Origin of the sequence: Paraburkholderia sp. UCT31 (assembly GCF_014397655.1) — a bacterium.
GTDB classification, from domain to species: domain Bacteria; phylum Pseudomonadota; class Gammaproteobacteria; order Burkholderiales; family Burkholderiaceae; genus Paraburkholderia; species Paraburkholderia tuberum.
Map to the genome: position 1 here is coordinate 19,776 of NZ_VZQP01000016.1, position 22,234 is coordinate 42,009.

The window sequence follows — 22,234 nt, forward strand, 5'->3', positions numbered from 1 at the left end:
CTCATTTATGTTGTGGGTGCCTAACTAGCGCCTGGCACCACAGCTACTCTCGATGGATGGCGAGCCGGTCAAGCGCCGCTAATCCCGAACTCATCGAGGGACGATCATTCTCTTGACGCGGCTACCGGCTGCCCGGCCGGCAGTTCGCCCATCGACTGGAACAGCGCCGCAGTATCGCTCATACGCTGGCTTGCTGCGCGAATCGAGTTGAGCTGTGCACTTAGAAACCGCTGCTCGCTGGCATACTCTGCCGTTGACGGCAGCGAACCCATGCGGCGGCGCGACGCGGTATCGTCGAACCCCGCCTGCGCTGCCTGTGCCGCTGCTTCAGTCGATGCGAGTGTCTGTGCGTCGTTATCCAGCGCGGCAAGCGAATCCGCGACATTCTGGAACGCCGACAGAACGGTGGACTTGTAGTTCAGCACGGCCGCATCGTAAGCATCGATCGACGCCTTGCGGTGTGCGAGCAGCGCGCCGCCATGGAAAATCGGTTGCGTCAGGCTCGCACCAATGGCCCAGAGTCCGCCCGCTCCTGAGAGCACCGCCGGCCAGCTAAAGCCGCCGCGGCCCATCGAGCCCGTCAGTGACAGGCTCGGAAAGAGCTGCGCGGTCGCAGCGCCGACATCGGCGGCGGCGGCCTTCAGGGCGGCGTCGGCTGCCTGAACGTCGGGGCGCGAACGCAGCAGGACCGACGGCACCTCGACAGGCACGTGTTCGGGCAACACCAGGCTGTCGAGATCGGGAACGGCCGGGGCGTTGTCCGGCGTGCGGCCCATCAGCACCGCGAGCGCATGGATGGCTGTGGCGCGCTGCTGGCGTAATGCAGGAAGACTCGCCGCAGCCGAAGCCGCATCCTGCGTCGATGCGAGCGCCTGCGCACGGGAAACTGACCCGAGTGCGTACCGATGCTGGTCCTCGTTCGCGACCGTCCTGGCCACGGCGACGAGCCGTTCGGTGAGCGCGATCTGGCGATCGAGTGCCGCCACGCTGATCGTCGTACCGACGATGTTTGCCGCGAGCGCGCGCCGCGCCGCCTCCAGTTGATACGCCTGCACGTCTACGCGAGCGGCGCTGGCCGCGTTCGCCGAACGCGTCGCACCGAACAGGTCAAAGGTGTAGGACGCGAGAACCTGTCCGGCAAAAAAGTTATAGCGAACCTCGCTGGGGCCAATGCCGGGCACAAGCGGTGTACGCCCGCGATCGACTTGTGCGGCAGCATCGATTGAAGGCAGCGTCGATGCGCCGACCTGGGCGCGCAGTTCCTGCTGCGCGGCTGCGAGCGTCCGCTGCGCAGCCCCGAGCGTGGGGCTGTTGCGCAAGCCTTCCTCGACCAGTGCATTCAGCGCGTCCGACCGGTAAAGCTGCCACCATTGCGGAACGCCCACTGCGCCGATATCGAACTGCTGCGCCACGCCGCCCGCTGCGACGGTCTTCGCCGGCTGTGCCTCGGCACCGTAGTGCGCAGGCGAAGGCATCGCCGGGGGCGCGCCGCTGGGACCGAACGAGCAGGCCGTCAATGCGAGTGCCGCTGTCACGGCAAGAACGGATGTTCTATACACGAGGCTCATGCTCAAATCTCCGTATGCTCGTCCACGACCGGTTGCATTCCGCGCTCGTCGTGCCGGACCCTGAAGCACGCCGCGTACAGCGCGGGCAGGAAGAACACGGTCAGTACTGTGGCGATCGTGATACCGCCCATCAGTGCGGTCGCCATCGGACCGAAGAAGCCCGAGCGCAGCAGCGGAATCAGCGCGAGGACGGCGGCGGCCGCCGTCAGCATGATCGGCCTGAAACGCCTTATGGTTGCGCCGATAATCGCGTCGAAGCGCGCATGCCCTGCCGCGATATCCTGATCGATCTGGTCGACCAGAATCACGGAGTTGCGCATGATGATGCCGAACATCGCAATCACGCCCAGCAGCGCGACGAAGCCGAAAGGCTTGCCGAACAGCAGCAGCGCGGCCACGACGCCAATCAGGCCGAGCGGCGCCGTCAGCACGACGATGAAGGTCCGCGCGAAGTTCTTGAGCTGGATCATCAGCAACAGCAGCACGGCGATGATCATCAACGGCATTTCGGCATTGATCGACGTCTGGCCCTTCACGCTTTCTTCGACCGCGCCGCCCACCTGAATGCGATAGCCGACCGGCAGCTTGGCGGTTTCCGCCGCGAGCGCACGTTCGATGTCGTGGGTCACGTCCATCCCCTGCGCGTCGCCGCGCACGTCCGCCTGCACCGTGATGGTCGGCTGACGGTCGCGTTGCCAGATGACGCCGTACTCTTGCGTATCGCGCACGTGTCCGAGCGAACCGAGCGGCACCGGGCCGTGGGGCGTCGGAATCGCGAGGCTCATAAGCTGCGCCGGATTGACACGTTCGCTCTTTGGCGCACGCAGATCGACGTTGATCAGCTTGTCGCGCTCGCGGTACTGCGTCACCGTGTAGCCCGATAGCGTCATCGCGAGGAAGTTCGACACGTCCTCCGAGGTGACACCAAGCTGGCGCGCCCTGTTTTGATCGATCTCGAACGAGATCGAGCGCTCCGCCGGCTCGTCCCAGTTGAACTGGACGTTGCGCGTGCGGGGATCGGCGCGGACCTTGTCCGACACTTCTTGAGCAAGCGATCGCACGGTCGCGATATCGTCGCCGCTCACGCGGAACTGGATCGGGAACCCGACAGGCGGACCATTCTCGAGCCGGGAGACACGCGTGCGCATGCCGGAGAAGTCCTTCTCGAGCATGCCGTCGAGCCAACGCATCAGTTCCTCGCGCTTCTCAACGCTTTTAGCCGCAATCACGAACTGCGCGAAATTCGGCTGTTGAAGCTGCTGGTCGAGCGTCAGGTAAAAACGCGGCGCGCCGGTGCCGACGAAGTCGACGAAGTGGTCGATCCCGGCTTTGCCGTCGAGCACCTTTTCAAGGCGCTTCGCTTCACGCAGCGTCGCTTCGAACGAGGCGCCTTCCGGCAACCGCAGATCGACCAGCAGTTCCGGCCGTTCCGAGTTCGGGAAGAACTGCTGCGGCACGCGCGTGAAGGCCAGCATGGAAATCGCGAAAAGCACGACGGTGACGCCGAGCACGACCCATCGACGCTCGACGCACCACGCAACCCATCCCGACAGGTGCCGGTAGAAGCCGGTGTTGCCGATTTCATGCGGATCATGGTGTGCACCGCCGGGTTGAGGCTTGCGTTCCGGCAGCAGGTGATAACCCAGCAACGGCACCAGCACGACGGCCGCGAACCACGAAACGATCAGCGCGATGGCCGACACTTCGAAGATCGAACGCGTGTATTCGCCCGTGCTCGATTTGGCGAGCGCAATCGGCAGGAAGCCGCATACGGTGACGAGCGTGCCCGTCAGCATCGGGAATGCCGTGCTGGTATACGCGAACGCTGCCGAGCGCGCCCGGCTCCAGCCTTGCTCCAGCTTCACCGCCATCATTTCGACGGCGATGATCGCGTCGTCGACGAGCAGACCCAGCGCGAGCACGAGTGTGCCGAGCGAGACCTTGTCCAGGCCGATATTGAAGATGTGCATGCACAGCGCGGTTGCCGCCAGCACGATCGGAATCGTGATCACGACGACCATGCCGGTGCGCAGACCGAGCGAGACGAGGCTCACGACCAGCACGATCGCCACCGCTTCGCCAACCGATTTCACGAACTCATCCACCGATTGCTTGACCGCGTGCGGCATGCTCAAAACCGGAGCGAGTTTCAGACCCGCCGGCAGCGTGGCCTGCAGTTCGGCGGCTTTTGCATCGAGCGCCTTGCCGAGGTCGATCACGTCGCCGCCCTTTTGCATCGTCACGCCGATGCCGAGCACCGCCTGGCCGCCGACGCGCATCTGGGTCACCGGTGGATCGTCATAACCGCGTGTGATCTTCGCGATGTCGCCCAGCCGGAACGTGCGCTTGTTGATGGTGATCATCATGTCCGCGAGTGCCTGCACGTCCTTGAACGCGCCGCTCGGACGCACGAACACGCGGTCGTCCGCGGTCGTGATGGTGCCGACGGGCGCCACGGCATTCTGTGCGTCGATCGCCTGAGCGAGCTGTTGCGGCGTGATCGAAAGCCGCGTGAGCTGCGCATTCGATATCTCGACGAAGATGTGCTGATCGGGGTCGCCAAAATAGTCGACCTTCGCCACACCGGGTATGCGCAGCAGGACTGTGCGCAGCTTGTCAGCGTAGTCGTGCAGTTGCGCCGGCGAAAAGCCGTCGCCTTCGAGCGCATAGATGTTGGTGTAGACGTCGCCGAATTCATCGTTGAAAAACGGGCCGACGGTGCCCTTCGGCAGCGTCGCGGCAATGTCGCCGACCTTCTTGCGCACCTGATACCAGGTTTCCGGCACTTCCTTGACGGGCGCGGAGTCCTTCATGGCGAAGAAGATCATCGACTCGCCGGGGCGCGAGTAGCTCTTGATGTAGTCGATATACGGCGCCGCTTGCAGCTGGCGGCCGATCCGGTCCGTGATCTGTTCCTGCACCTCGCGCGCAGTCGCACCAGGCCAGTAGGTCTTGATCACCATCGTCCGGAAGGTGAACGGCGGATCTTCCGACTGCGCGAGTTGCGTATAACCGATCACGCCGAAAAGCGTGGCGAGCCCGATCAGAAAGATCACGAGCTGCTGATGACGTAGCGCCCAGGCGGAAAGATTGAAGCCGCCTTCGCCAGATTTGTCTGCCCCGGAAGACGGGACGGGCGCGCTGTTGCCTGCGGATTCACTGTCGCGCGCCCTCATGACGGGAAGTCCTCGGGATGAAGCGGGGGCACCACCTGCACATGCTGGCCCGCGCTCACGGCGTGTGCGCCCTGGAGCATGACGCGGTCGCCGTCGCGTAGGCCCGATCTGATCGAGACGGTGCGCTCGTCATATCGCTGGATAGTGACCGGGCGCAGTTCGAGTGTGTCGCTGCCGGCGCGCACCACCCAGACAGCGGGGTGCTCACCCTCGTGAAAGAGCGCCGTCACAGGCAGCGTAAAAATCTGCCCCACGGGCGCGTCGCCGACGACATCGAACCCCACAATCGCCGTCATGCCGAGGCGCACGTCGCGGCTCGGGGCGGCCAGCGTCAGCTTGACGCGCCAGGTGCGGCTTTCTCGATCGGCAGCAGCCGATACCTCGCGCACGCGCGCCTCGAAGGTCTTGCCGGGTAGCGCCGGCAGCGTTACGCGCGCCATGCTGCCGACTGTCAGCGAGCTCAGCGTGCGCTCGGGCGCGTCGCAGACGATGTCTACGTCGCCCGTCCAGTCGAGGTGATAGATCGATTGGGTTCCCTGAACGTTCTGGCCCGTGTCGGCGTCCTCCGAGGCAATCACGCCGTCGTGGTCCGCTGTCAGCGTCGCATAGCGCAGATTGTCCGAGGCGAGCGCCATCTGGGCGAGCGCCGAGTCGCGCTGGGCGAGCGCGGAGGCGTAGGCGTCCTGCGTCTGTTCAAGTTGCGCCGGCGCGATCAGGTTCGCCTGCGCCTGCGCCTGATCGCGGTCGAGCTGCTGCTTCGCGTAGACAAGTCGATGTTCGGCGGCATCGAGCTGGGCTCGTGCGTTGGCCAGGTTATTGCGCAGGTCGGTCGGGTCGAGCAGTGCAACAACCTGTCCCGCCTTGACGGCATCGCCGAGATGAACCCGCCGTTCGATGATTTTGCCGCCCACCCGGAACGAAAGCACCGTCGAGTAGCGCGCCTGCACCTGAGCCGGCAGCGACGCACCTACCGCGCGCCCGTCGGCGTGAACGGCCAGGGCGACCACGGGCTTCGGCTCAGGAGCGGCGGCTTCGCGCGACTGGCATGCCGACAGCAGGATTGCGCTGCAAGCCGCGACCATCACGTGCGTCCGCTTGGGCGATCGTATGAACGAAGATAAAAAGATACGTGCAATTTTAGGCGCGACAGGAACGGAATGTTTCACGATGTTCACAAGGCAGAGGATTGATCCAGGTAAAAAATTTCCCGATGCTGTAGACCCGCCATGCAATGAAGCACGGTTCGCCGTCAGCATGGGTTCGCAAACAATCTCTATCAATACGCTGGACTCCTACGTATTGCCATGGCATGCCGGTGACATGTGCCCTCCCGATGGGACGCGCGCACTCAGCGTCTGATTCGCGCGCTTACATGCACACTTGCCTCACGGGTCTTTTGCTCTCTACGCCGGCATCGACAAAACTACCGATAAATCGCCTGCGCCAGCGCGCAGGGCCCGGTCGAGTTCCTCCTCGGCTATCAGCTGCCGGTGCAGCACCGCCTCTCTTAGCATGCTGTATCTGGAATGCGCGCCGGGTATGCGAGCACTCTTGCCGCCAATATAGGGATTTGCCGCAGTCGCCATCGCGCGACGACACTCGGGCATCTCCCGGATCTGTTCGGAATTGGCCGCGATCTCCCTGATGCAATGCTCGGCCAGCGTCTTGCATGGATGCACCTGAACCGATTCAGCCGCGAATGTGACCGCGACGTCGCTCGCCAAAATCCGGAGTGCCATCTGACGGACGACATCGGAAATCACCGCGTTCGGTCTGCCAGGCGTGACAAAGGAGTCGGTCCGCATCCACGCGAGATCGATTTCGGGCACGTCGAATAGTGCCCGGATGGATATCAGATGGAGGTCACTGCACGCGTTTGAAAGCTCGACGGCGATGTCGGTAAAAATGCCGGAAATCCGCAAATACGCGGCACACTCCTGGGTTCTTTCAATCGGAGTTGACGCCATAGGCAAACCGAGCGCGGTCATTGCGTTTACTGCATCAACCGCTTCAACTTCAACCGCTTCGACTTCATATCCGGAATGGGCCGTAGCGCCCGCGTCAATCGTCGCGCGAAGATAGATTTCACGAAGCTGCGCGGATGACTCTCGCAACCTGACCATCTGTTCGTCCAGCCTAAGCGCATGCGTCAAAAACTTGAAACCCAGCGTGGTGTGAACTGCATCGTATAACTGGGTGGTTCGGTCGAGTTGCAGCAAATCGCGGAATTCCTGCGCCTTTCTGACGAAGGCGGACCGCAACGCATCGCACCCGTCACATAGGTGTTCAATCGCAGCGCAGATCGAGATCCTAAGTACGGTCGAATAGACATTGCCGCCTCCGGGACACATGCGCGCACCTGGATCCAGATGAACATAGTCGCCGCGCGGACGACCCAGAATTTCAAGAGCGCGGTTGCATATCACCTCGTTGGCGTTCATGTCGTTCTCAGTGTCAGCGCGGCCCTGAGTCACGTCGACGAAGCACTGGTCATACAAGCGTCCTTTCTGCGCCTCCACGCAAGAGGCGACGATTGCGTCACCAAGTGGGGGTTCAAGTAGACGCAACTCGGCATTCACTTCTGCGACAGCCTGCTTGGCTGCCGCCAGCGCATTCAGCCGGTCTGGGTATGCGCCTACCGGCTTCCCCGATATGGGACAGTGCTCGAGGGCGCCGGGCGTGTGAATGCCATATCGCGCTTCCTCGGGTATTTCCCGCTCGCCCAGCGAATCGTATTCGACCCGGAAACCTGGTCTGCCGATCTCCATATTCACTCCTGCCAAGGATGAGTGCTTGCATAACACACGCAATAGCCAATAGCGGCCGCTCTGCTTATCAAAGGCAGAGCTGGTTCGGACGGGGTTCGTCGGTATGCATTCCGGTCGAACGAGGCGAGAAGTTATGTTCGCGGTAGGCATTGGTGCCTACATGGAGCCCGTTACGCAAAATGTTTGACATGTCACTTCCTTAGCAGCCGTTGGTGAGACCACGATCTCGTGAAGCCGGTGTATAGCCGCATGTTGATTTCCGGCGCCCAATGCGGGTAATTTCTGACGGCTAATCGGAGTGCACCGACTCGGCGCAGAAACGGGCCGAGGAAATACCCCGGTTTCGCAGTCGATGACTATCGCGAAGCCAAGGCGCGCGGACGCTAAAGCGCCATTGGGGTCGATAGGGCAACGCAAAAAAGACTCATCGCGCACAGGAACGAGAAAACTTTAGCGGCATGGCGAGCGCCGAGTAGCGCTGCAATGCCTGGGCCAACAACACCGGTCTTGTCGACACCGCCGAGGTGAACGCAGCGTCACCGATGTTCAACAGGAAGTCAGATACTGTCTGGATGAGCGGTCGCCAGGAGACGACATGCGTCGCAGCGGTGACAGCGAATCCGGTATTTCGCCGTTTGACGTCCCGACGCCAAGGATGTGCTTGCGCAAACTGCAATGCCTTCACTCGTGCTCGTTCGTCAACCATAAATTACTTCTCCAGGAGGGTGTGACGGGATCTCCATTATCAGTATGCGTATCGAGGTCTGGCTCGCACGCTACCGTGCATCCGAGCCGCGCGAATGCCACTGGACGATCACGTTTCGGACGCCGCCGGATGAATCAGACTCCGTCGATCGCCCCTGTGCAAAGGCGCTGTCCACATTTCCCACGATAGACGCTAGCGACCCAGGAAGATATCGTACCGTCGGTTATCGCGCGTCTACCTGCCCGTCCAAAGCCTATACGGCGGTATAGCGCAGGCGGCGACAGGGATAAGACCAATCCGCTCAGGTGTAGGGTCCGATACCGTCGTTCAGCAGCGTGCGGAAAGCCGGCGTGTACCCATGCGTGTTGTTCCGGTGGCCGCGATAAAGCGATTCGTTTTTTTCGCCATCTCATCGCTCGCGCCTGCACCGCAGCAGCTATCGTTTTACCGAGATATCGGTGACGAGCCAAACGTTTGTCGCGTCCGTCGAGGTATCAACATATACCGTCACCAATACACTGGAGCGAAGCGGCCGCGACTGCCTCCTGGAAGTGCGCGACGACGGTCGTGGCGAAAACGGACGTCGGTTTTCCTCGCAAACGACGGAATCTGGTCGCGACGCACGCTTCACTATCCTGTGGCTGATCAATCAGCATGCCACCGGCCGCTACGACTCGCGAACCCTCGCATCAGACGAACCCGTACCGCTTACCGAGAGCGGCGAGAAGATCTGGCCACTGATCGACGCTGGCGCCGTCGTGAATCTCCTCAAGTTCGCACAGCAGATCGACAATGCCCGGATCGTAGGCATCGACGTTGGATGCATACAGCGCCTGCAGTAGCTTGCCGTCCCGGGCGTGCCGATAGTACGAAATGCCGATCCCTTCGATGTCCGGGTGATAAAACTCGTCGCTAACGAGCGATCCGACTGCGCACTCGCGGTCGTTGTCGCCGCGCAGCCGGCATGAGCCGTTCTCGTCCTCCGAGACGGCCCCCTGGTTAAGCAGATGAGCGCTGACGCGCTCGTATATCTTTCTTGCGCACTGCATCGCGACACCTGCGACCCTCAAGCAGCGGCTTTCAGAAACGTGGCCGACAGGGCAAATTGTCGAGCAATTGATGCCAGCCGCTCACTCCATTCCCATGTGCCAAATACATCGTGGACGTTCTGCAGACAACTAAGCAATTCGACAGTCACCGGATCGGACACATCGATGCGCGAGCGAAGCAGCGCGCGCTTGAGCGCCGCGACACCGATATCCATATAAGCCGGCACGTCCTTTGGCGGTTTTGCGACGTAGCGGATGGGCACGCCTTCCATTGCCGTCATATAGTCGCGCGGCTTAATGAAGCTGCCGACCGGACAGCTGCCGCAGTAGCCTCGATAGGCGCCGCCGCCGCGAGGCAGCAGGGAGGCTCGCGCCTGGCCGAATAAATGCTCTACAGCGTCGTTGAAAATCTCCTGACGTGTCAGGAAGCTCCGGCTTTTCATGTCCACCTCTTTGCGTCTTTCGCATCGGTCAGTCGTTGACAACGGGCAGCCTGCGCTCTAAGTATCAAACGTCGCCGCCGGGGCAAAGGGGCTGCTGCGAATACAAGCGACGCGAAGTTTTGACGAAACCTCGATTTGGCTCGAAGCTGCCTGCGCTAGTCAGACCGGAGGCCGTTGTAGGCGCAAAGCGCGGCTGCATCGGGCATGGGTTTACGGTACAGCCGCGACCGAAATTGGGCTATCACACGGAAGGAAGGAACGCCTCTACGTTGGGATGCACCGGCACAGTGCTCAGTGTTGCGTGAACATACGGGCGTATAGGCTCTGCCTCCGAGATTTCGATAACGATTGCGTACGCGACGCGAGTGGGCGACTGTGGGGCCGTAGCCGAATGCTGCTCGAGCAGCTCTTCCGGGTCACCGCGCCAAAGCGGGGGCTCTACGCCGCGATATGGTGAGCGTGATCGTTGCCCGCGAGCGCCGGATACCATCGCTCGAAGCATGAGACACCGGCGTGGGGCTGTGCGACGGAGAGCTGGAACACCTTTTTGAATCGTTTTATACGACGAAAGCGGGAGGCAAGGGCATGGGCCTTGCCATTTGCAGGTCCATTGCCGAGAGTCATGGCGAGCGCATCGACGCAGGCGCCGAACAAGCCTGGCAGTGCGGTGTTTCGCTTCGCCATCCCTGTCGAACGGCACGATTGTCCGCGTGCAGCAACTCAGCGCGCCTAAGACCGCAGGTTTAAAGCCCGCGGCGGCAGAGGCGGTTTGCGGCTGCGTTTCTGCTGCCGGGGCGTGCAGCGGCCAACAGCAGCTGTTTTCCGGTATCTCCTGCTTTTGTGCGGCCCCCGCGTCAAGCGGGGCCGGGTGGCTACGCTTGCCAAGGCGCGCAGAGGTAAATCTGCAGCACGCCTCTGGCATCGACGACATAGTAAGCTCCGAACAGAGGGTGTATCCCTCGCCCCATGCCGCGGTTCATGTTCTAGCCGCTTCGTGCGACGCATTGCAGACGTAGATGCAAGGGTAGCGGGCCGCTTGGGCGGCGGCAAACCTCCATTCGGACATTTACCCTACTCCCGTTTTACCGTGTCATACTTGAAACGCGTCTTACGGGCGCAAAACGGCGCGGATGCGTCTCTGTCAAGCGGGCGAAATGTCTCGTCAGTCCGCCGCATTCTGGCGTGTTGAGGACTCGTTTATGGCTACCGATCGGCATGTACCGTCGTCTACGGGTGGAATCCGCGGCTCGACAGTCTTCGTCGTCGACGACGAAGAGTCCATCCGCCTCGCGCTGTGCGATCTACTGGAGTCCGTCGGGTATTCCGTCGAGACGTTCTGTTCCGTGCAGGAATTCGTGACGTTTCGCAAACCCGCCGGCCCGAGCTGTCTCATCCTCGATGTCAGGCTCAAAGGCGAAAGCGGTCTGGCGTTCCAGCAGGCGATGGCACGCGAGGGACTGCAAATGCCGGTTCTCTTCATGACGGGGCACGGCGACATGGAAATGTCGGTGCGAGCAATGAGAGCCGGTGCATTCCATTTTTTCCCGAAGCCGTTTCGTGACCAGGATATGCTCGACGCGATTTCCGAGGCAATTTCGAAAGACTCGCAACGCCTCGAAAAGGAACACAGCCTCGCGGCTGTACGCGCCGCGTATGCCTCGCTGACGCCGCGCGAACGCGAGATCCTGGCGCTGGTGGTCAGCGGAATGCTGAACAAGCAGATCGCCGCGCAACTCAACCTGAGCGAAATCACGGTGAAAATCCATCGCGGCCAGTTGATGAAAAAAATGGGCGCGCGCTCACTCCCGGATCTCGTCTTCAAGGCCGCCGCACTCGAAATTGGGCGGCAACAAACAAAGCCGCGCCCTTAGGCTCGCGCCAGCCGCCATTGACGGAAAGAGGTCCGAAAACGCTGTTTTGAGCGCCCCTGCCTAAATCCCGACGTTGCCGAGTGCTCGCTTCAGGAGCGCCGCATCCACGGGCTTGTCGAGCAGCGTGATGGCTGTGCTGGACTGCACCTGCGCTCGCAACGCGTCGCTGGGAAACGCGCTCACGAAGATCGTCGGCGGCGCGGCGCCCAGTGCGACAAGACGGTCAAGCAACTCGAGTCCTGACATGCCGGGCATGCGGACGTCGGAAAGCAGGACTCCGTTTTCGGTGCGAAGGTGCGACGCCCGCGCCGCCAGATAGTCCGAAGGCAGCGAGTAAGTTTCGGTCGAATAGCCAAGCGATTGCACCAGGCTTTCGAGCGCCAGGCGGGATGATTCGTCGTCGTCGACAATCCAGACGATTCCGGAAACGGAAGCCCGCGGCTGTCGTTGCGAGGGGCTTCGGGAGGACATAAGGTCGCTTGCCAATGATTGCTTATTCAATCTAGACCCTGGAGCGTCGACTTGTCCATCATACCGGCGTATGTCTGACTATCCCTTCCGGAATGATGAGACGCAGTGCGTCGGCCACCGCATCGAGACTTGCCGGGCGCGCCCTCGCTCAAGGTTTCATCCTACGAACGCCCTCCAAGGAACCTTGAGTACGCCTCTCGTGGCTAATCTTACCGCCGCGGTGCTGCCTCGGAATGTTGCCCCCGAACCTCTTCTGACTGTCCCCATATCTTTTCCTTACGGTTGCTAGAGTCTTCTGCAGAGCGAGACGCGCAGTCCGGCAAGTTCCATTACCGATTATCGCGACTGAACTGCTCCACGGCGGCCCGCGTCGACGTTGTCTTCAAACGCAAAAACCTACGCTTCGGATCTTTCAGACCGACGGTAAGCCGAGCCATACCGACGTATGAGCTCGACAAACAACGGTGGGCGAAAGTCCAAACGCTCGCAGAATGGATTCAATACCACCCGGCCGTCTATCTTGGCAATCATAGGCGGTGCTGCTTACAAGTCGACTCCCTTTAAAGGCACGACAGGTTCCGCCCCCGCCTATCGGTGAGCGTTGACCTGCAAGTCGTTGTGTGCGTCGACAGGCTCAGATGCGTTACGTGTTGGAGACACACGTTTTCGTCTCGGCATGCCCGTCAAAGGTTAACCATGTTTAGCAAACGCACAGGTCATCGCTGTTTTCCGCGGGCGGAAACAAAGGTGTCCAACGGCAACAGCATCGGCCGACCGGCCGGGCTCGCAGTCACCATTTCGGCGCTTGCTGTCTGCTGGTGGGAATTGATCGAGATAACTTTGGACTTCGCATTGACCGACAGCGACGCGGCACTCGGCGCGACAGTAGGCACAAGACTGATCGTGGTGGTGTCTGGACTCGCGGTCGTAGGCGACGCCCCCTTCGCGCGGCCCGTTTTCTGTTTTCTGTGCGCGATGAGCGTGCTTGCAGTCGGTCCGGCCATCCCACTTGAGCTCATAGACTCGCTCCTGGTACCAGCCGTCTCGTTCATCGACTGCGTAACGAAAACATTGTTTCTCGCTTGCGCGTTCTCCTCGTCTGGCAGGAATGGTCGTGACAAGCGCAACCACAGTCACGTTTTTGAAGTAGCCGTACTGCCGCCACGCGACTGACGCGCCGACAACGTTTTTCCCCCAACCTTCATTTTGAGGTGACTTTCATGTCCAACTGTTTGCATAACTGGATCTACGTCGGCGCAAACGCTTACGACGAATACACCTATGTCCCATGGCTTAAGCGGAACGTCTACCGGAGAACCGTCGACCTTTGCAGAGTTTGCATCCAATAGTAGTCAATACATTTCTATCCGACTTCCTTCATTTCACCGGTAGCACTCGACGTCAAGTCGGCCTTTCTGAGGTCCGAGTGCTCGTCTTGTTCAGTTTGCGCAGGAGTGTTTAGTTCCCAATAAACGACCTGGTGGGACCTAAAGTGGACGAGATATTGAGTCGTAGCCCGAAGAGCAAACAACCGAACTTTCCTGTCGAAACGACGCGGCACCTGGTCGAGCAGACCTTATAACGGGGAGCTTCGGTATCGCTGATTGCCCGCCCGAACAGCACAAATCTGCTATTCAGGTGGCGACGCCCGCATCTTCAAGGCATATTCGACACACCACGTCCTGAGCATGGGGCTGCAGCCTCAAATCCCGAGACCGGTGCGCCGGTACTACTGCCGTTGAGCATTGTGGCCGAAGTGTAGACGTCTGAGCGCCCGGTCAATGTCCGCGGGAAGTGTTTTGCGGGGCGGTTTCTGCGTCGTGGCCATCGTGTCCGGCATCGGCGTCGGGCCGCAGAATTTACCGGAGCGCCTTATTGCGACACAGCATCGCCAAGGGGCAGATGAAAGACGCAGGCAAACCAAGCCATCGGTATGGCGGACGATTGTCGGCAAGCGCGAACCCGCCCCGCGGAGCCATGTGCTTCGATGATCGAACGGGAGATCGACAGCCCCATCCCCAAGCCGGTGGATTTCGTCGTGTAGAAGGGGGCGAAAAGGCGCTCCGCGCTTTCCGGGGAAAAGCGAGTTCTGGCGGATGAGCATCGAAATCGGTCTTGCCTATCATGTCGTGAGGCTCCGCCAACCCATTCGCAGCGGCAACGGCGCGATTGACTGCGATGAAACGGCCGTTTGCGTCCTCAACCCACGCAAGGTCCGGTATGTTGTCCAGGATTGCCGCCATGCGTGCATTCGCGTTTCCCAGCTCGATCGCGTGCTGCCGCAGCCTCTCGCGCATTGCGTTGAGGGCATCCACCAGCTGATCGAGCTCGTCGCCTTCGACCCGCAAACGCCGCAAGCGCAACGGCGGCAGTTCGGCGCCCGGCGTGACGCTGGCCGCCGATGCGGCGATGTCCAGCAGATGTCGAGTCGCCAGGTGGTCCACGATGAACAGGATGAAGAACGCGACCAGGAATGTCTTGGCGGCGTTGCTCAGGAGGATGACGACGGCCTGAGCGGCCAGGTCGCGATAGATGTCCGGACCCGGAGTAACCCGGTTTTCAGGGCCAGCTCTTTGATTGCATGATGAAAGGCAAGACCCGGCGCCGATAGCAGGCGTTCGCCCGACTGGACGCAGCATGCGAGTGGTGCCATTGACGTTTCGCTGACCTTACCTCACCCCAAACATACCCGTTCTAACGCCTGCACCGAAAGCCGGCCGTCCAGCGACTACGCAGTCTGCGCTTATTTCAGACGGTACCGGATTGATTGGCTTATGAAGTTCAATCTATGGAGAACGCAAACCCCTCTATCACGGTCAGCGATTCCTCGCCGTCGTGGCCAGTTGCGCGGCGCGTTGGTACTATCGACTCCAGTTAAGCCTGCGCGACATCGAGGAGTTGCGGTTCTGTTGCAATAGCAGAGGCCGGTATGCTGCGGGACCCCGTTTTGCCAGGGTTATCCCCCTTCATTGCCGGCCTGCGATAAGCATCATCGTTGCGTCACGTGTGTGGCAGATTTGTCTTCATGACTGGCGGCCTTTGCGCCGGACAGCGCCAGCGACTCGGCTATCCCGGCATCGGCAGATGGTCCGCGGTCGTCAATGCACTGCACAAGTGGTGATACGCCACCGCGCGGGGTCCTTGCGGCGATCCGCAAGTCCGCTGCCCCAGCGCGACGATGACTTGCGGCGGCTTGGGCTGTATCTTGTTTGGATGGCACTCCGAGCGGCATTTGGGTACGCCTCCAATTGGGTCGATCGACCCCGAGCGGACCGTTAGGGAGCAGCATGAGGGCGTTGATTCTGGCATGCGTATGCATACCGTCGGTTATCGCGGCGCAGGGTTTGTTGACTCCCCCCGTGTCCACCGCCTCTTCCGCCACGGTCACCGCGATTGTCGCCGCCGCGAGTAACTACCTGGCCGAAGCGAAGCGTGTGGTCGATGCCGCGGCGCAACCCGCTCCACCCTGGAACGGGCCGCGCAACGGGCCGCGCGCGCAACCCGGGAAACGCGTCGCCATCGTCGCCGAAGATTTGCGCAACGGCGGCATCGTCGGCGTGGTCGACGGTGTGCTGGAGGCGGCCAAGGTCATCGGCTGGAGCGTACAGATATTCGACTCCGGCGGCTCGCCGGACCTGCGGCTGAAGATGCTTGCGAATGCGCTGGCAAGTCGTCCAGACGGTCTGATCATCGTCGGAGGCGACGCACGCGCGCTGCTGCCCGGGCTGCGGCCGTTTGCCGAGCGGAGCATTCCGATCGTCGGCTGGCATGTCGCGGCCCGGGCCGGACCGGTGCCTGGCACGCCCGTGGCGATGAACGTAGCGACGGATCCGCTCGAGGTCGCGCGCGTGACCGCGCTGGCGGCCATCGTGCAGTCCGGCGGGCATGCGGGAGTCGTCATCTTCACCGACTCCAATTTCCGGATTGCGCAAGGCAAGGCGGATGAAATGGCTGCCGTCGTGCGCTCGTGCAGCGGCTGCACCTTGCTCGATGTGCGCGACGTGCCGATCTCGCGCAGCCAGGAACTGATGCCGGGCGTGACACGCGCCTTGCTCGCGCGGTATGGCAAGCGCTGGACGTATGCGCTGGCCGTCAACGACATCTACTTCGACTACGCCGCCCCGGTGCTGACCCAGGCCGGAATGCCGAACGCCGCGATGGCCATGCTGTCGGCTGGCGACGGCAGCGAGTCCGCCTTCCTGCGTATCCGGACGGGCACGTTCCAGACGGGCACTGTGGCCGAACCCCTGAATCTGCACGGCTGGCAGTTGGTCGACGAGATGAACCGGCTCTTCGCCGGCGGAGGCGTCACGGGTTACGTGTTTCCGGTGCATCTCGTGACGGCGGACAACATCGCCGCGGACGGCGGCGATCGTCTGATCTACGACCCCGCCAACGGCTACCGCGATATTTATCGCCGCATCTGGCAACGCCCATGAAACTACCGCTCCCCCAGTCGCTCACCGCGCAGTTTGCGCTCGTCGCTTCGTGCCTGGCCGCCCTGGTGGTCGCGGTCGGTGTCACGACCATTTACTCGTTGGCCGGTTCGGCCCACGCGATCCGCCAGTTGGCCGAAGAGCGGCTGGCGCGCCAGGAAGATGCACACGACCTGGCGCAGCGCACGCTGATGATCGAACGCCTGGCATTGCAGTTGTCCAGTGACGATACGGTGGACGCTGTGCGCGAGACGCATCGGCATGTCATCGAACAGCTGGCCTCCTTTGACCGCCTGGTAGACCGTCTGGCATCCGCGGCGAGCGACGCCGTCACTGTCGATGCGCTGGCGCTGCATCGGTCCAGCCAGCGCTTCCGCAACACGGTCAACATCGAGGCGCAGGTGCGCGAAACCGCGCTGCGCGCCGCAGCCGCGCCGGCGTCCGCGCCGCGGCCCGGCGCGTCATTGGCCAGCCTGGACGACGATCTGCGCCGCCAGGCCGACGCCTTGGCGGCCGCGGCGCGCCAGCAGTCGGATTATTTCACGCGCGACTACCGCAAAGCGGTCCAGTCTCTGGCCGAAGACTCGGACCGCACGCGCAGGTGGGTCATCGGCGAAGTTGCGGTGAGCCTGCTGCTTGCCTGGCTGATCGCCCGCGCATTCCTCGGTCGCCACGTCGTGGCACGGCTGCGCCGAGTCAGCCACTTCCTGCGGCACGGTGACGTCGACAGCGTGCAAGCCGGCGTCCCTGTTCACGGCGGCGACGAGATCGCCGATATGGCGCGCGCAGTCGAGCAGTTCCTCGAAGACCGGCGCCAGCGCAGCCGGGCCGAGGACGCGCTGAAGGAGCTCAACGCCGAACTGGAGACCCGCGTCACGCAGCGCACGGCCGAACTCAGCACGGCGCTTGCGGGCCAGACGGCCGAGATCGCCGAACGACAGCGCGCCGAAGAGACAGCGCGAGCGAGTGAACATTTCCTGGACAGCATCATCGAAAACATCCCGGATGTAGTCTTCGTCAAGGATGCAGTGACCCTGCAGTTCGTGCGCTTTAACAAGGCAGGAGAGCAACTGCTCGGCTACCGGCGCGAGGAACTCATCGGCAAATCCGTCCATGACCTGTTTCCGGTCCAGGAGGCCGATTTCTTTGCGCTGAAGGATCGTGCCGTGCTGGAGTCGCGGCGGATGGTCGAGGTGCCGGAGGAACGGGTTCTAACGCGTAATGGGCCGCGCCTTGTACACACGATGAAGATCCCGATCTTCGATGCGCGCGGCGAGCCGCAGTTCCTGCTCGGCATCTCACGCGACATCACGGAGCAAAAGCGCGCGGAAGCCGAGCTACGGGAGAGCGAGCGGCGCTACCGCGAAGTTCAGACGGCGCTGGCGCACGCGAATCGCGTGACGACGATGGAGCACCTCGCGGCCTCGATCAGCCATGAAATCAAGCAGCCGGTCGCGGCGACCGTCGCCAATGCTCAGGCCGGGCTGCTTTGGTTAGGTGCCAATCCGCCGGTTCTCGAGCAAGCCCGGCAAGCGTTCGATCGAATCATCAAGGACGCGAAGCGCGCCAGCGAGGTCACGAACCGGGTTCACGGTCTCGTCCGGAACGTCCCGCCGTTCAAGCAAAGCCTGCAGATGAACGAGGTGATCCATGAGGTCATTGCCCTCACGTCCAGTGAGGTTGCGAAAAACGGCGTATCCACGCGGATGCAGCTTGCGAAGGACTTGCCGCCCGTTGAAGGCGATCGCGTCGAACTCCAACAGGTCATGCTGAACCTCATCATCAACGCCGTGGAGGCGATGAGCGTCGTTGAAGACGGCCGGCGGGAACTGATCATCAGCACCGCCAACGACAAATCGGGCCGCGTCCTCGTTTCCGTGCGCGATTCGGGACCGGGGTTCGCGGTCGACAACGTGGAGCGTCTCTTTGAGCCGTTTTACACGACGAAGGCTGGCGGCATGGGGATGGGGCTCTCGATTTGTCGTTCGATTATAGAAGCGCACGGAGGACGTCTGTCGGCGAGCTCGAACGAGCCCCGCGGCGCCGTGTTTCAGTTCACCCTGGCCGTGTCACCATGCCCGTCCGGTGTCACGACGGGTGCAGACGTTCGTTCACGCGGTGCCATCGACTGAAATGGGTGTGCGCCGTGAAAGGGCGGCGCTTTCTAGCGGGTGCAAGCGCCGCCCGACAACCGCTCCCGCCGGAAGCAAACGGCGCAGCTATGGAGGCAACGAAGTCCTTCGCGACCATCACCCACAGCATGCGGGCATGCTTGTTGGCAATGGCGGTCAGCGTTTTGTGATAGCCGTTGCGTTCATGGAGCTGCCTGATCCACCGTTGCCGGCTAGAGGCTGATCTCGTGCATATGAACCGGGTCAGTATGTTGGGAGAGCTGGCCGCCTCCCTGTCTCACGAGCTAAAACAGCCCATTGCCGCGATAGTCACCTCTGCCAGCTCGTGCTTGGGGTGGCTCCAGCGGGATGAGCCCAATGTGGAAAGGACGTGCGAGAACATCACAAGGATCATCGAGGACATGGGATTAACCATCTGCCGTTCGATTGTGGAGTCGCACGCAGGACGGCTGGAAGCCGCTCCAAACGATCCGCGCGGTGCCATCTTCCGCTTTTCGTTGCCGGCTGAGCGCGTGGGTGCCTCAGCTTCCTGAAGGCGGTGTGATTATGCAAGGGCCGGAATTCATGCTAGCCGCTGCCCACCAGCTCTCCACCTGGCTTCCGACCAACTACTTTCCATAATCGACAACTTTGCATAATCGGCCTTTGCAGCCGTTCGTCCATGCGGCGAGTCAATCCGACTTTTGACCCGGATTGTGGTTGTCCGGCATGACGCTGTCCGACTGCGAGCTAGCCTTTTTCACTCCATGCCAGCGTCCTGTTATTTACTAAACTATATCGAAGTCACCACTCTGAATATATTGGACTTTACCCCGCATCGCCAGATACTGCTCCTAACGTCCATGACAACAGGCAGGAATCAATTTATCCGATGACCACATTCCCCACTCTCGACGCGTGGCTCACGCACCTCGAATCCGCGCATACGGTCGGCATCGACTTGGGTTCGCAGCGGATCAGCCAGGTGCGCGACGCACTGCAAGTTTCCTTTGACTGTCCGGTGATTACGGTTGGCGGCACCAACGGCAAGAGTTCGACCTGCGCGATCCTCGAAGCGATCCTGCTGCGCGCGGGTTACCGGGTTGGCTGCCATACCTCCCCACATTTGCTGGCGTTCAATGAGCGAGCGCGAGTGAACGGCGCGATCACGAGCGACGCCGACCTGCTGCCGCATTTTGAGGCGGTCGAAGCGGCGCGCTTGAGCCTCTCTGAACCGGTTTTGCTGACGTACTTCGAATTCACGACGCTGGCGATCATGCATCTGTTCGCCTCGCGCAGGCTGGACGCGGTCATTTTCGAGGTAGGTCTCGGCGGGCGTCTCGACGCCGTCAATATCCTCGACACCGACTGTGCGATCATCACGAGCATCGACATCGATCACACCGAGTACCTCGGCGACACGCGCGAGAAGATCGGCTTCGAGAAGGCCGGCATCTTCCGCGCGACCAAGCCGGCGATCTGCGCCGACCCGGTGCCGCCGCAGACGCTGATCGATCACGCCGGGCAGATTGGCGCCGATCTGTGGCTATTCGGGCGCGATTTCCGCTACGAAGGGCAGGCGGGCAGCGAGCGTCAGCAATGGAGCTATGTCGGCCGCACGCTGCGGCGCTCGGCGCTGGCGTACCCGGCGCTGCGCGGCGCGAACCAGCTGATCAATACGTCGGCCGCGCTCGCGGCCCTCGAGACACTGCGGGACCGTCTGCCGGTCTCCGCGCAGGACATCCGCCTCGGTCTGGCGAACGTCGAACTCCCGGGCCGTTTCCAGGTGCTGCCGGGCAAGCCGTCGATCGTGCTCGACGTCGGCCATAACCCGCACGCAGCCGCGGTGCTCAAGCAGAACCTCGGCAACATGGGCTATTTCCCGTACACGTATGCGGTATTTGGCTCGATGCAGGACAAGGACATCGCTGGCGTGATCAAGCACATGAAGGCCGAAGTCGACCACTGGTGCGTGACCGATCTGCCGACGCCGCGCGCGGCCTCCGCTCAGACCGTGGAGGCTGCGCTGCGCGAGGCTGGTTTGACCGACGGCGCCGACAGCAGCGTCACGCGCTTCGCGTCACCGGCAGACGCCTATCAAGACGCGCTAAAACGAGCGTCGGAGAATGATCGGATCGTGGTTTTCGGCAGTTTTTATACGGTAGCCGGCGTGATGGCGTATCGTAAATCGCAGCAACACTGAACAGGCGGCAGGCATGAGCATCATCGACATCTCTGAAGTAAAACCCGGCTCGAGCCCCGGGGCAGGCATTCGGCCCGCGCAATCCCGATCTGATCCAGCGGGTGTCGCTTGCCACGCTGCGTGAAAACAGCATGATCGGTGAGGATTTTTCGCCGGGCGATCTCGTCGAATTCAACGCACCGGGTGGCGAACGCTACGCGGGCGTACTGAAGGAAGTCAACGAAACGTCCGCCCTGTTCGATTTTAATCACCCGCTCGCCGGCCAGGCGCTGGCGTTCGAAGTGAAAATCATCGGGATTTTGTAATCGTTAGCATGACGGATACGACTCTCGCCGAAGCCGGGATCCGGCTGGCGCTGCCAGGCCGTCGATCCTGACTCGCAGGCCTCACCGTTGCACTTTGCGCCAGTCCTTTGCCATCCGCCGGGCGACCGCCAGAAAGCGGCGCACCACTTGCGAAGGATCGTGGCGCCGCCACGCAAGACTGATCGGCGCCTTGGGCGCATCGCCGGCAATCGGCAGATAGACCACTTCGTCAGTCCGGATCTGGCTGGTCGAGCGCGGCACGATCGAAACGCCGAAGCCGGCTCCTACCATCGGCACGATCGAGGTAATTTGTGGCGCCTCCTGGCCAAGTCTCGGAATGAAACCGGCACGCTGACAGGCGCCCGTGACCGCGTCGTAAAGCCCCGCGCCGATCGAACGCGGGAACAGGATGAAGGTCTCCGCTGCGAGTGCGGACAGCGATACCGCCGCGCCGGACTGCGCCAGCGGATGGGTATGCGGTAGAGCCACGACCATATCCTCTTTGACCAGCAACTCCACCTCCAGCGCGTCGGCGCTCATGATCGGCGGCCGGATGAACGCCACGTCGACGCGGCCTTCGAGCAGGCCATCCACCAACGATGGCGTATTGCTCTGCTCCGGCGACACCGTGACGTCCGGATGCTGGCCGCGGTATTCGCGAATGATGGCCGGCACCAGCGACTGGAAGTAAGTGGCTCCCGCAAACCCCACTCGCAGGTGTCCCAACTCGCCTCGGGAGAGGCGCTGCACGTCCGCGCACGTGCGATCGACCTGAGCAAGGATCTGACGCGCGTTGTCGAACAACAGCTCGCCTGCCTCGGTCAGTTCGACGCCTCGCGACAGACGGCGGAATAGCTGTGCGCCGATATCGCGCTCGAGTCGCTGGATCTGCAGGCTCAACGGTGGCTGCCCGATACCGAGTCGCTCCGCGGCCCGCGTGAAGTGCCGTTCCTCGGCCACTACAACGAAATAGCGTAGATGTCGAAGCTCCATGCCAGCATCCATCCTGTTATGTACTGAAAGATATCGAAGTCACCGTGCTTGATATATTGGACTTTATCCCAGATCGCCAGATACTGCTCGCATCATCCCCGACAACCGGTAAGCATGGCGAAGCTATCCGATGC

General features: G+C 61.9%; 16 protein-coding genes and 4 pseudogenes. 9 read left to right on the top strand and 11 right to left on the bottom strand.

Annotated features, from left to right (window positions below; genetic code table 11):
• Positions 1-104: 104 nt before the first annotated feature.
• The 7 genes from F6X40_RS15500 to F6X40_RS15530 all read right to left on the bottom strand — a co-directional run bounded on the left by F6X40_RS15500 (position 105) and on the right by F6X40_RS15530 (position 9,710).
• Positions 105-1,568, bottom strand: coding sequence for an efflux transporter outer membrane subunit (locus tag F6X40_RS15500; protein WP_187628419.1), 1,464 nt, complete (start codon positions 1,566-1,568; stop codon positions 105-107).
• Positions 1,569-1,570: 2 nt separating this feature from the next.
• Positions 1,571-4,744: an efflux RND transporter permease subunit gene (locus F6X40_RS15505; RefSeq protein WP_187628420.1), complete on the bottom strand. Its 3,174-nt coding sequence runs from the start codon at positions 4,742-4,744 to the stop codon at positions 1,571-1,573.
• Positions 4,741-5,826 (bottom strand): efflux RND transporter periplasmic adaptor subunit, encoded by a 1,086-nt coding sequence (locus F6X40_RS15510; RefSeq protein ID WP_187620071.1) that lies wholly within the window; start codon positions 5,824-5,826, stop codon positions 4,741-4,743. The genes F6X40_RS15505 and F6X40_RS15510 overlap by 4 nt, the downstream gene beginning before the upstream one ends.
• A 321-nt stretch (positions 5,827-6,147) precedes the next feature.
• Positions 6,148-7,512 (bottom strand): lyase family protein, encoded by a 1,365-nt coding sequence (locus F6X40_RS15515; protein WP_187628421.1) that lies wholly within the window; start codon positions 7,510-7,512, stop codon positions 6,148-6,150.
• Positions 7,513-7,936: 424 nt separating this feature from the next.
• Entirely contained in the window at positions 7,937-8,218 is a 282-nt protein-coding gene (locus F6X40_RS15520) for a hypothetical protein (protein ID WP_187628422.1), read from the bottom strand.
• A gap of 689 nt (positions 8,219-8,907) precedes the next feature.
• The gene (locus F6X40_RS15525) at positions 8,908-9,267 is read right to left on the bottom strand and encodes a hypothetical protein (RefSeq protein WP_187628423.1); all 360 of its coding nucleotides are present in this window, start codon (positions 9,265-9,267) and stop codon (positions 8,908-8,910) included.
• 17 nt (positions 9,268-9,284) lie between these two features.
• Positions 9,285-9,710 carry a hypothetical protein gene (locus F6X40_RS15530; RefSeq protein WP_187628424.1) on the bottom strand — a complete coding sequence of 142 codons (426 nt, stop codon included), beginning with the start codon at positions 9,708-9,710 and terminating at the stop codon, positions 9,285-9,287.
• Between the two features lie 513 nt (positions 9,711-10,223).
• Between F6X40_RS15530 and F6X40_RS43220 the strand changes: the two genes are divergently transcribed.
• Together F6X40_RS43220 and F6X40_RS15540 are read left to right on the top strand one after the other, a co-directional pair.
• Entirely contained in the window at positions 10,224-10,457 is a 234-nt protein-coding gene (locus F6X40_RS43220) for an ATP-binding protein (protein ID WP_187628425.1), read from the top strand.
• Between the two features lie 452 nt (positions 10,458-10,909).
• Complete coding sequence (locus tag F6X40_RS15540) at positions 10,910-11,581, top strand: response regulator transcription factor (protein WP_187628426.1); 672 nt, start codon at positions 10,910-10,912, stop codon at positions 11,579-11,581.
• A gap of 60 nt (positions 11,582-11,641) precedes the next feature.
• Here the strand turns inward: F6X40_RS15540 and F6X40_RS15545 are convergent, their stop codons facing one another.
• A complete protein-coding gene (locus tag F6X40_RS15545; RefSeq protein WP_260330610.1) occupies positions 11,642-12,082 on the bottom strand; it encodes a response regulator transcription factor in 441 nt (146 codons plus the stop codon).
• A gap of 666 nt (positions 12,083-12,748) precedes the next feature.
• Here F6X40_RS15545 and F6X40_RS15550 point away from each other — a divergent pair.
• Positions 12,749-13,225 carry a hypothetical protein gene (locus F6X40_RS15550; RefSeq protein WP_187628427.1) on the top strand — a complete coding sequence of 159 codons (477 nt, stop codon included), beginning with the start codon at positions 12,749-12,751 and terminating at the stop codon, positions 13,223-13,225.
• A gap of 699 nt (positions 13,226-13,924) precedes the next feature.
• Here F6X40_RS15550 and F6X40_RS15555 read toward each other — a convergent pair.
• Both F6X40_RS15555 and F6X40_RS43515 read right to left on the bottom strand, forming a co-directional pair.
• A pseudogene (locus F6X40_RS15555) lies at positions 13,925-14,092 on the bottom strand (hypothetical protein); the annotation flags it as partial.
• A 104-nt stretch (positions 14,093-14,196) separates the two neighbouring features.
• A pseudogene (locus F6X40_RS43515) lies at positions 14,197-14,691 on the bottom strand (hypothetical protein); the annotation flags it as partial.
• A gap of 145 nt (positions 14,692-14,836) precedes the next feature.
• Here F6X40_RS43515 and F6X40_RS42320 point away from each other — a divergent pair.
• From F6X40_RS42320 to F6X40_RS15585, 6 genes and pseudogenes are all read left to right on the top strand, one after another.
• Positions 14,837-14,959 (top strand): annotated as a pseudogene (locus F6X40_RS42320) (IS6 family transposase); the annotation flags it as partial.
• Positions 14,960-15,339: 380 nt separating this feature from the next.
• On the top strand, positions 15,340-16,491 hold the full coding sequence (locus F6X40_RS15565) for a substrate-binding domain-containing protein (protein WP_187628494.1): 1,152 nt from the start codon (positions 15,340-15,342) through the stop codon (positions 16,489-16,491).
• Positions 16,488-18,620 carry an ATP-binding protein gene (locus F6X40_RS15570; RefSeq protein ID WP_187628428.1) on the top strand — a complete coding sequence of 711 codons (2,133 nt, stop codon included), beginning with the start codon at positions 16,488-16,490 and terminating at the stop codon, positions 18,618-18,620. The genes F6X40_RS15565 and F6X40_RS15570 overlap by 4 nt, the downstream gene beginning before the upstream one ends.
• 248 nt (positions 18,621-18,868) lie before the next feature.
• A complete protein-coding gene (locus F6X40_RS43520; RefSeq protein WP_410452417.1) occupies positions 18,869-19,153 on the top strand; it encodes a histidine kinase dimerization/phospho-acceptor domain-containing protein in 285 nt (94 codons plus the stop codon).
• A 338-nt stretch (positions 19,154-19,491) separates the two neighbouring features.
• Positions 19,492-20,802 carry a bifunctional tetrahydrofolate synthase/dihydrofolate synthase gene (folC, locus tag F6X40_RS15580; protein ID WP_187628430.1) on the top strand — a complete coding sequence of 437 codons (1,311 nt, stop codon included), beginning with the start codon at positions 19,492-19,494 and terminating at the stop codon, positions 20,800-20,802.
• Positions 20,803-20,855: 53 nt separating this feature from the next.
• Positions 20,856-21,107 (top strand): annotated as a pseudogene (locus tag F6X40_RS15585) (peptidylprolyl isomerase); the annotation flags it as partial.
• Positions 21,108-21,188: 81 nt separating this feature from the next.
• Here the strand turns inward: F6X40_RS15585 and F6X40_RS15590 are convergent.
• Complete coding sequence (locus F6X40_RS15590; RefSeq protein WP_187628431.1) at positions 21,189-22,100, bottom strand: LysR substrate-binding domain-containing protein; 912 nt, start codon at positions 22,098-22,100, stop codon at positions 21,189-21,191.
• Between the last annotated feature and the right edge of the window lie 134 nt (positions 22,101-22,234).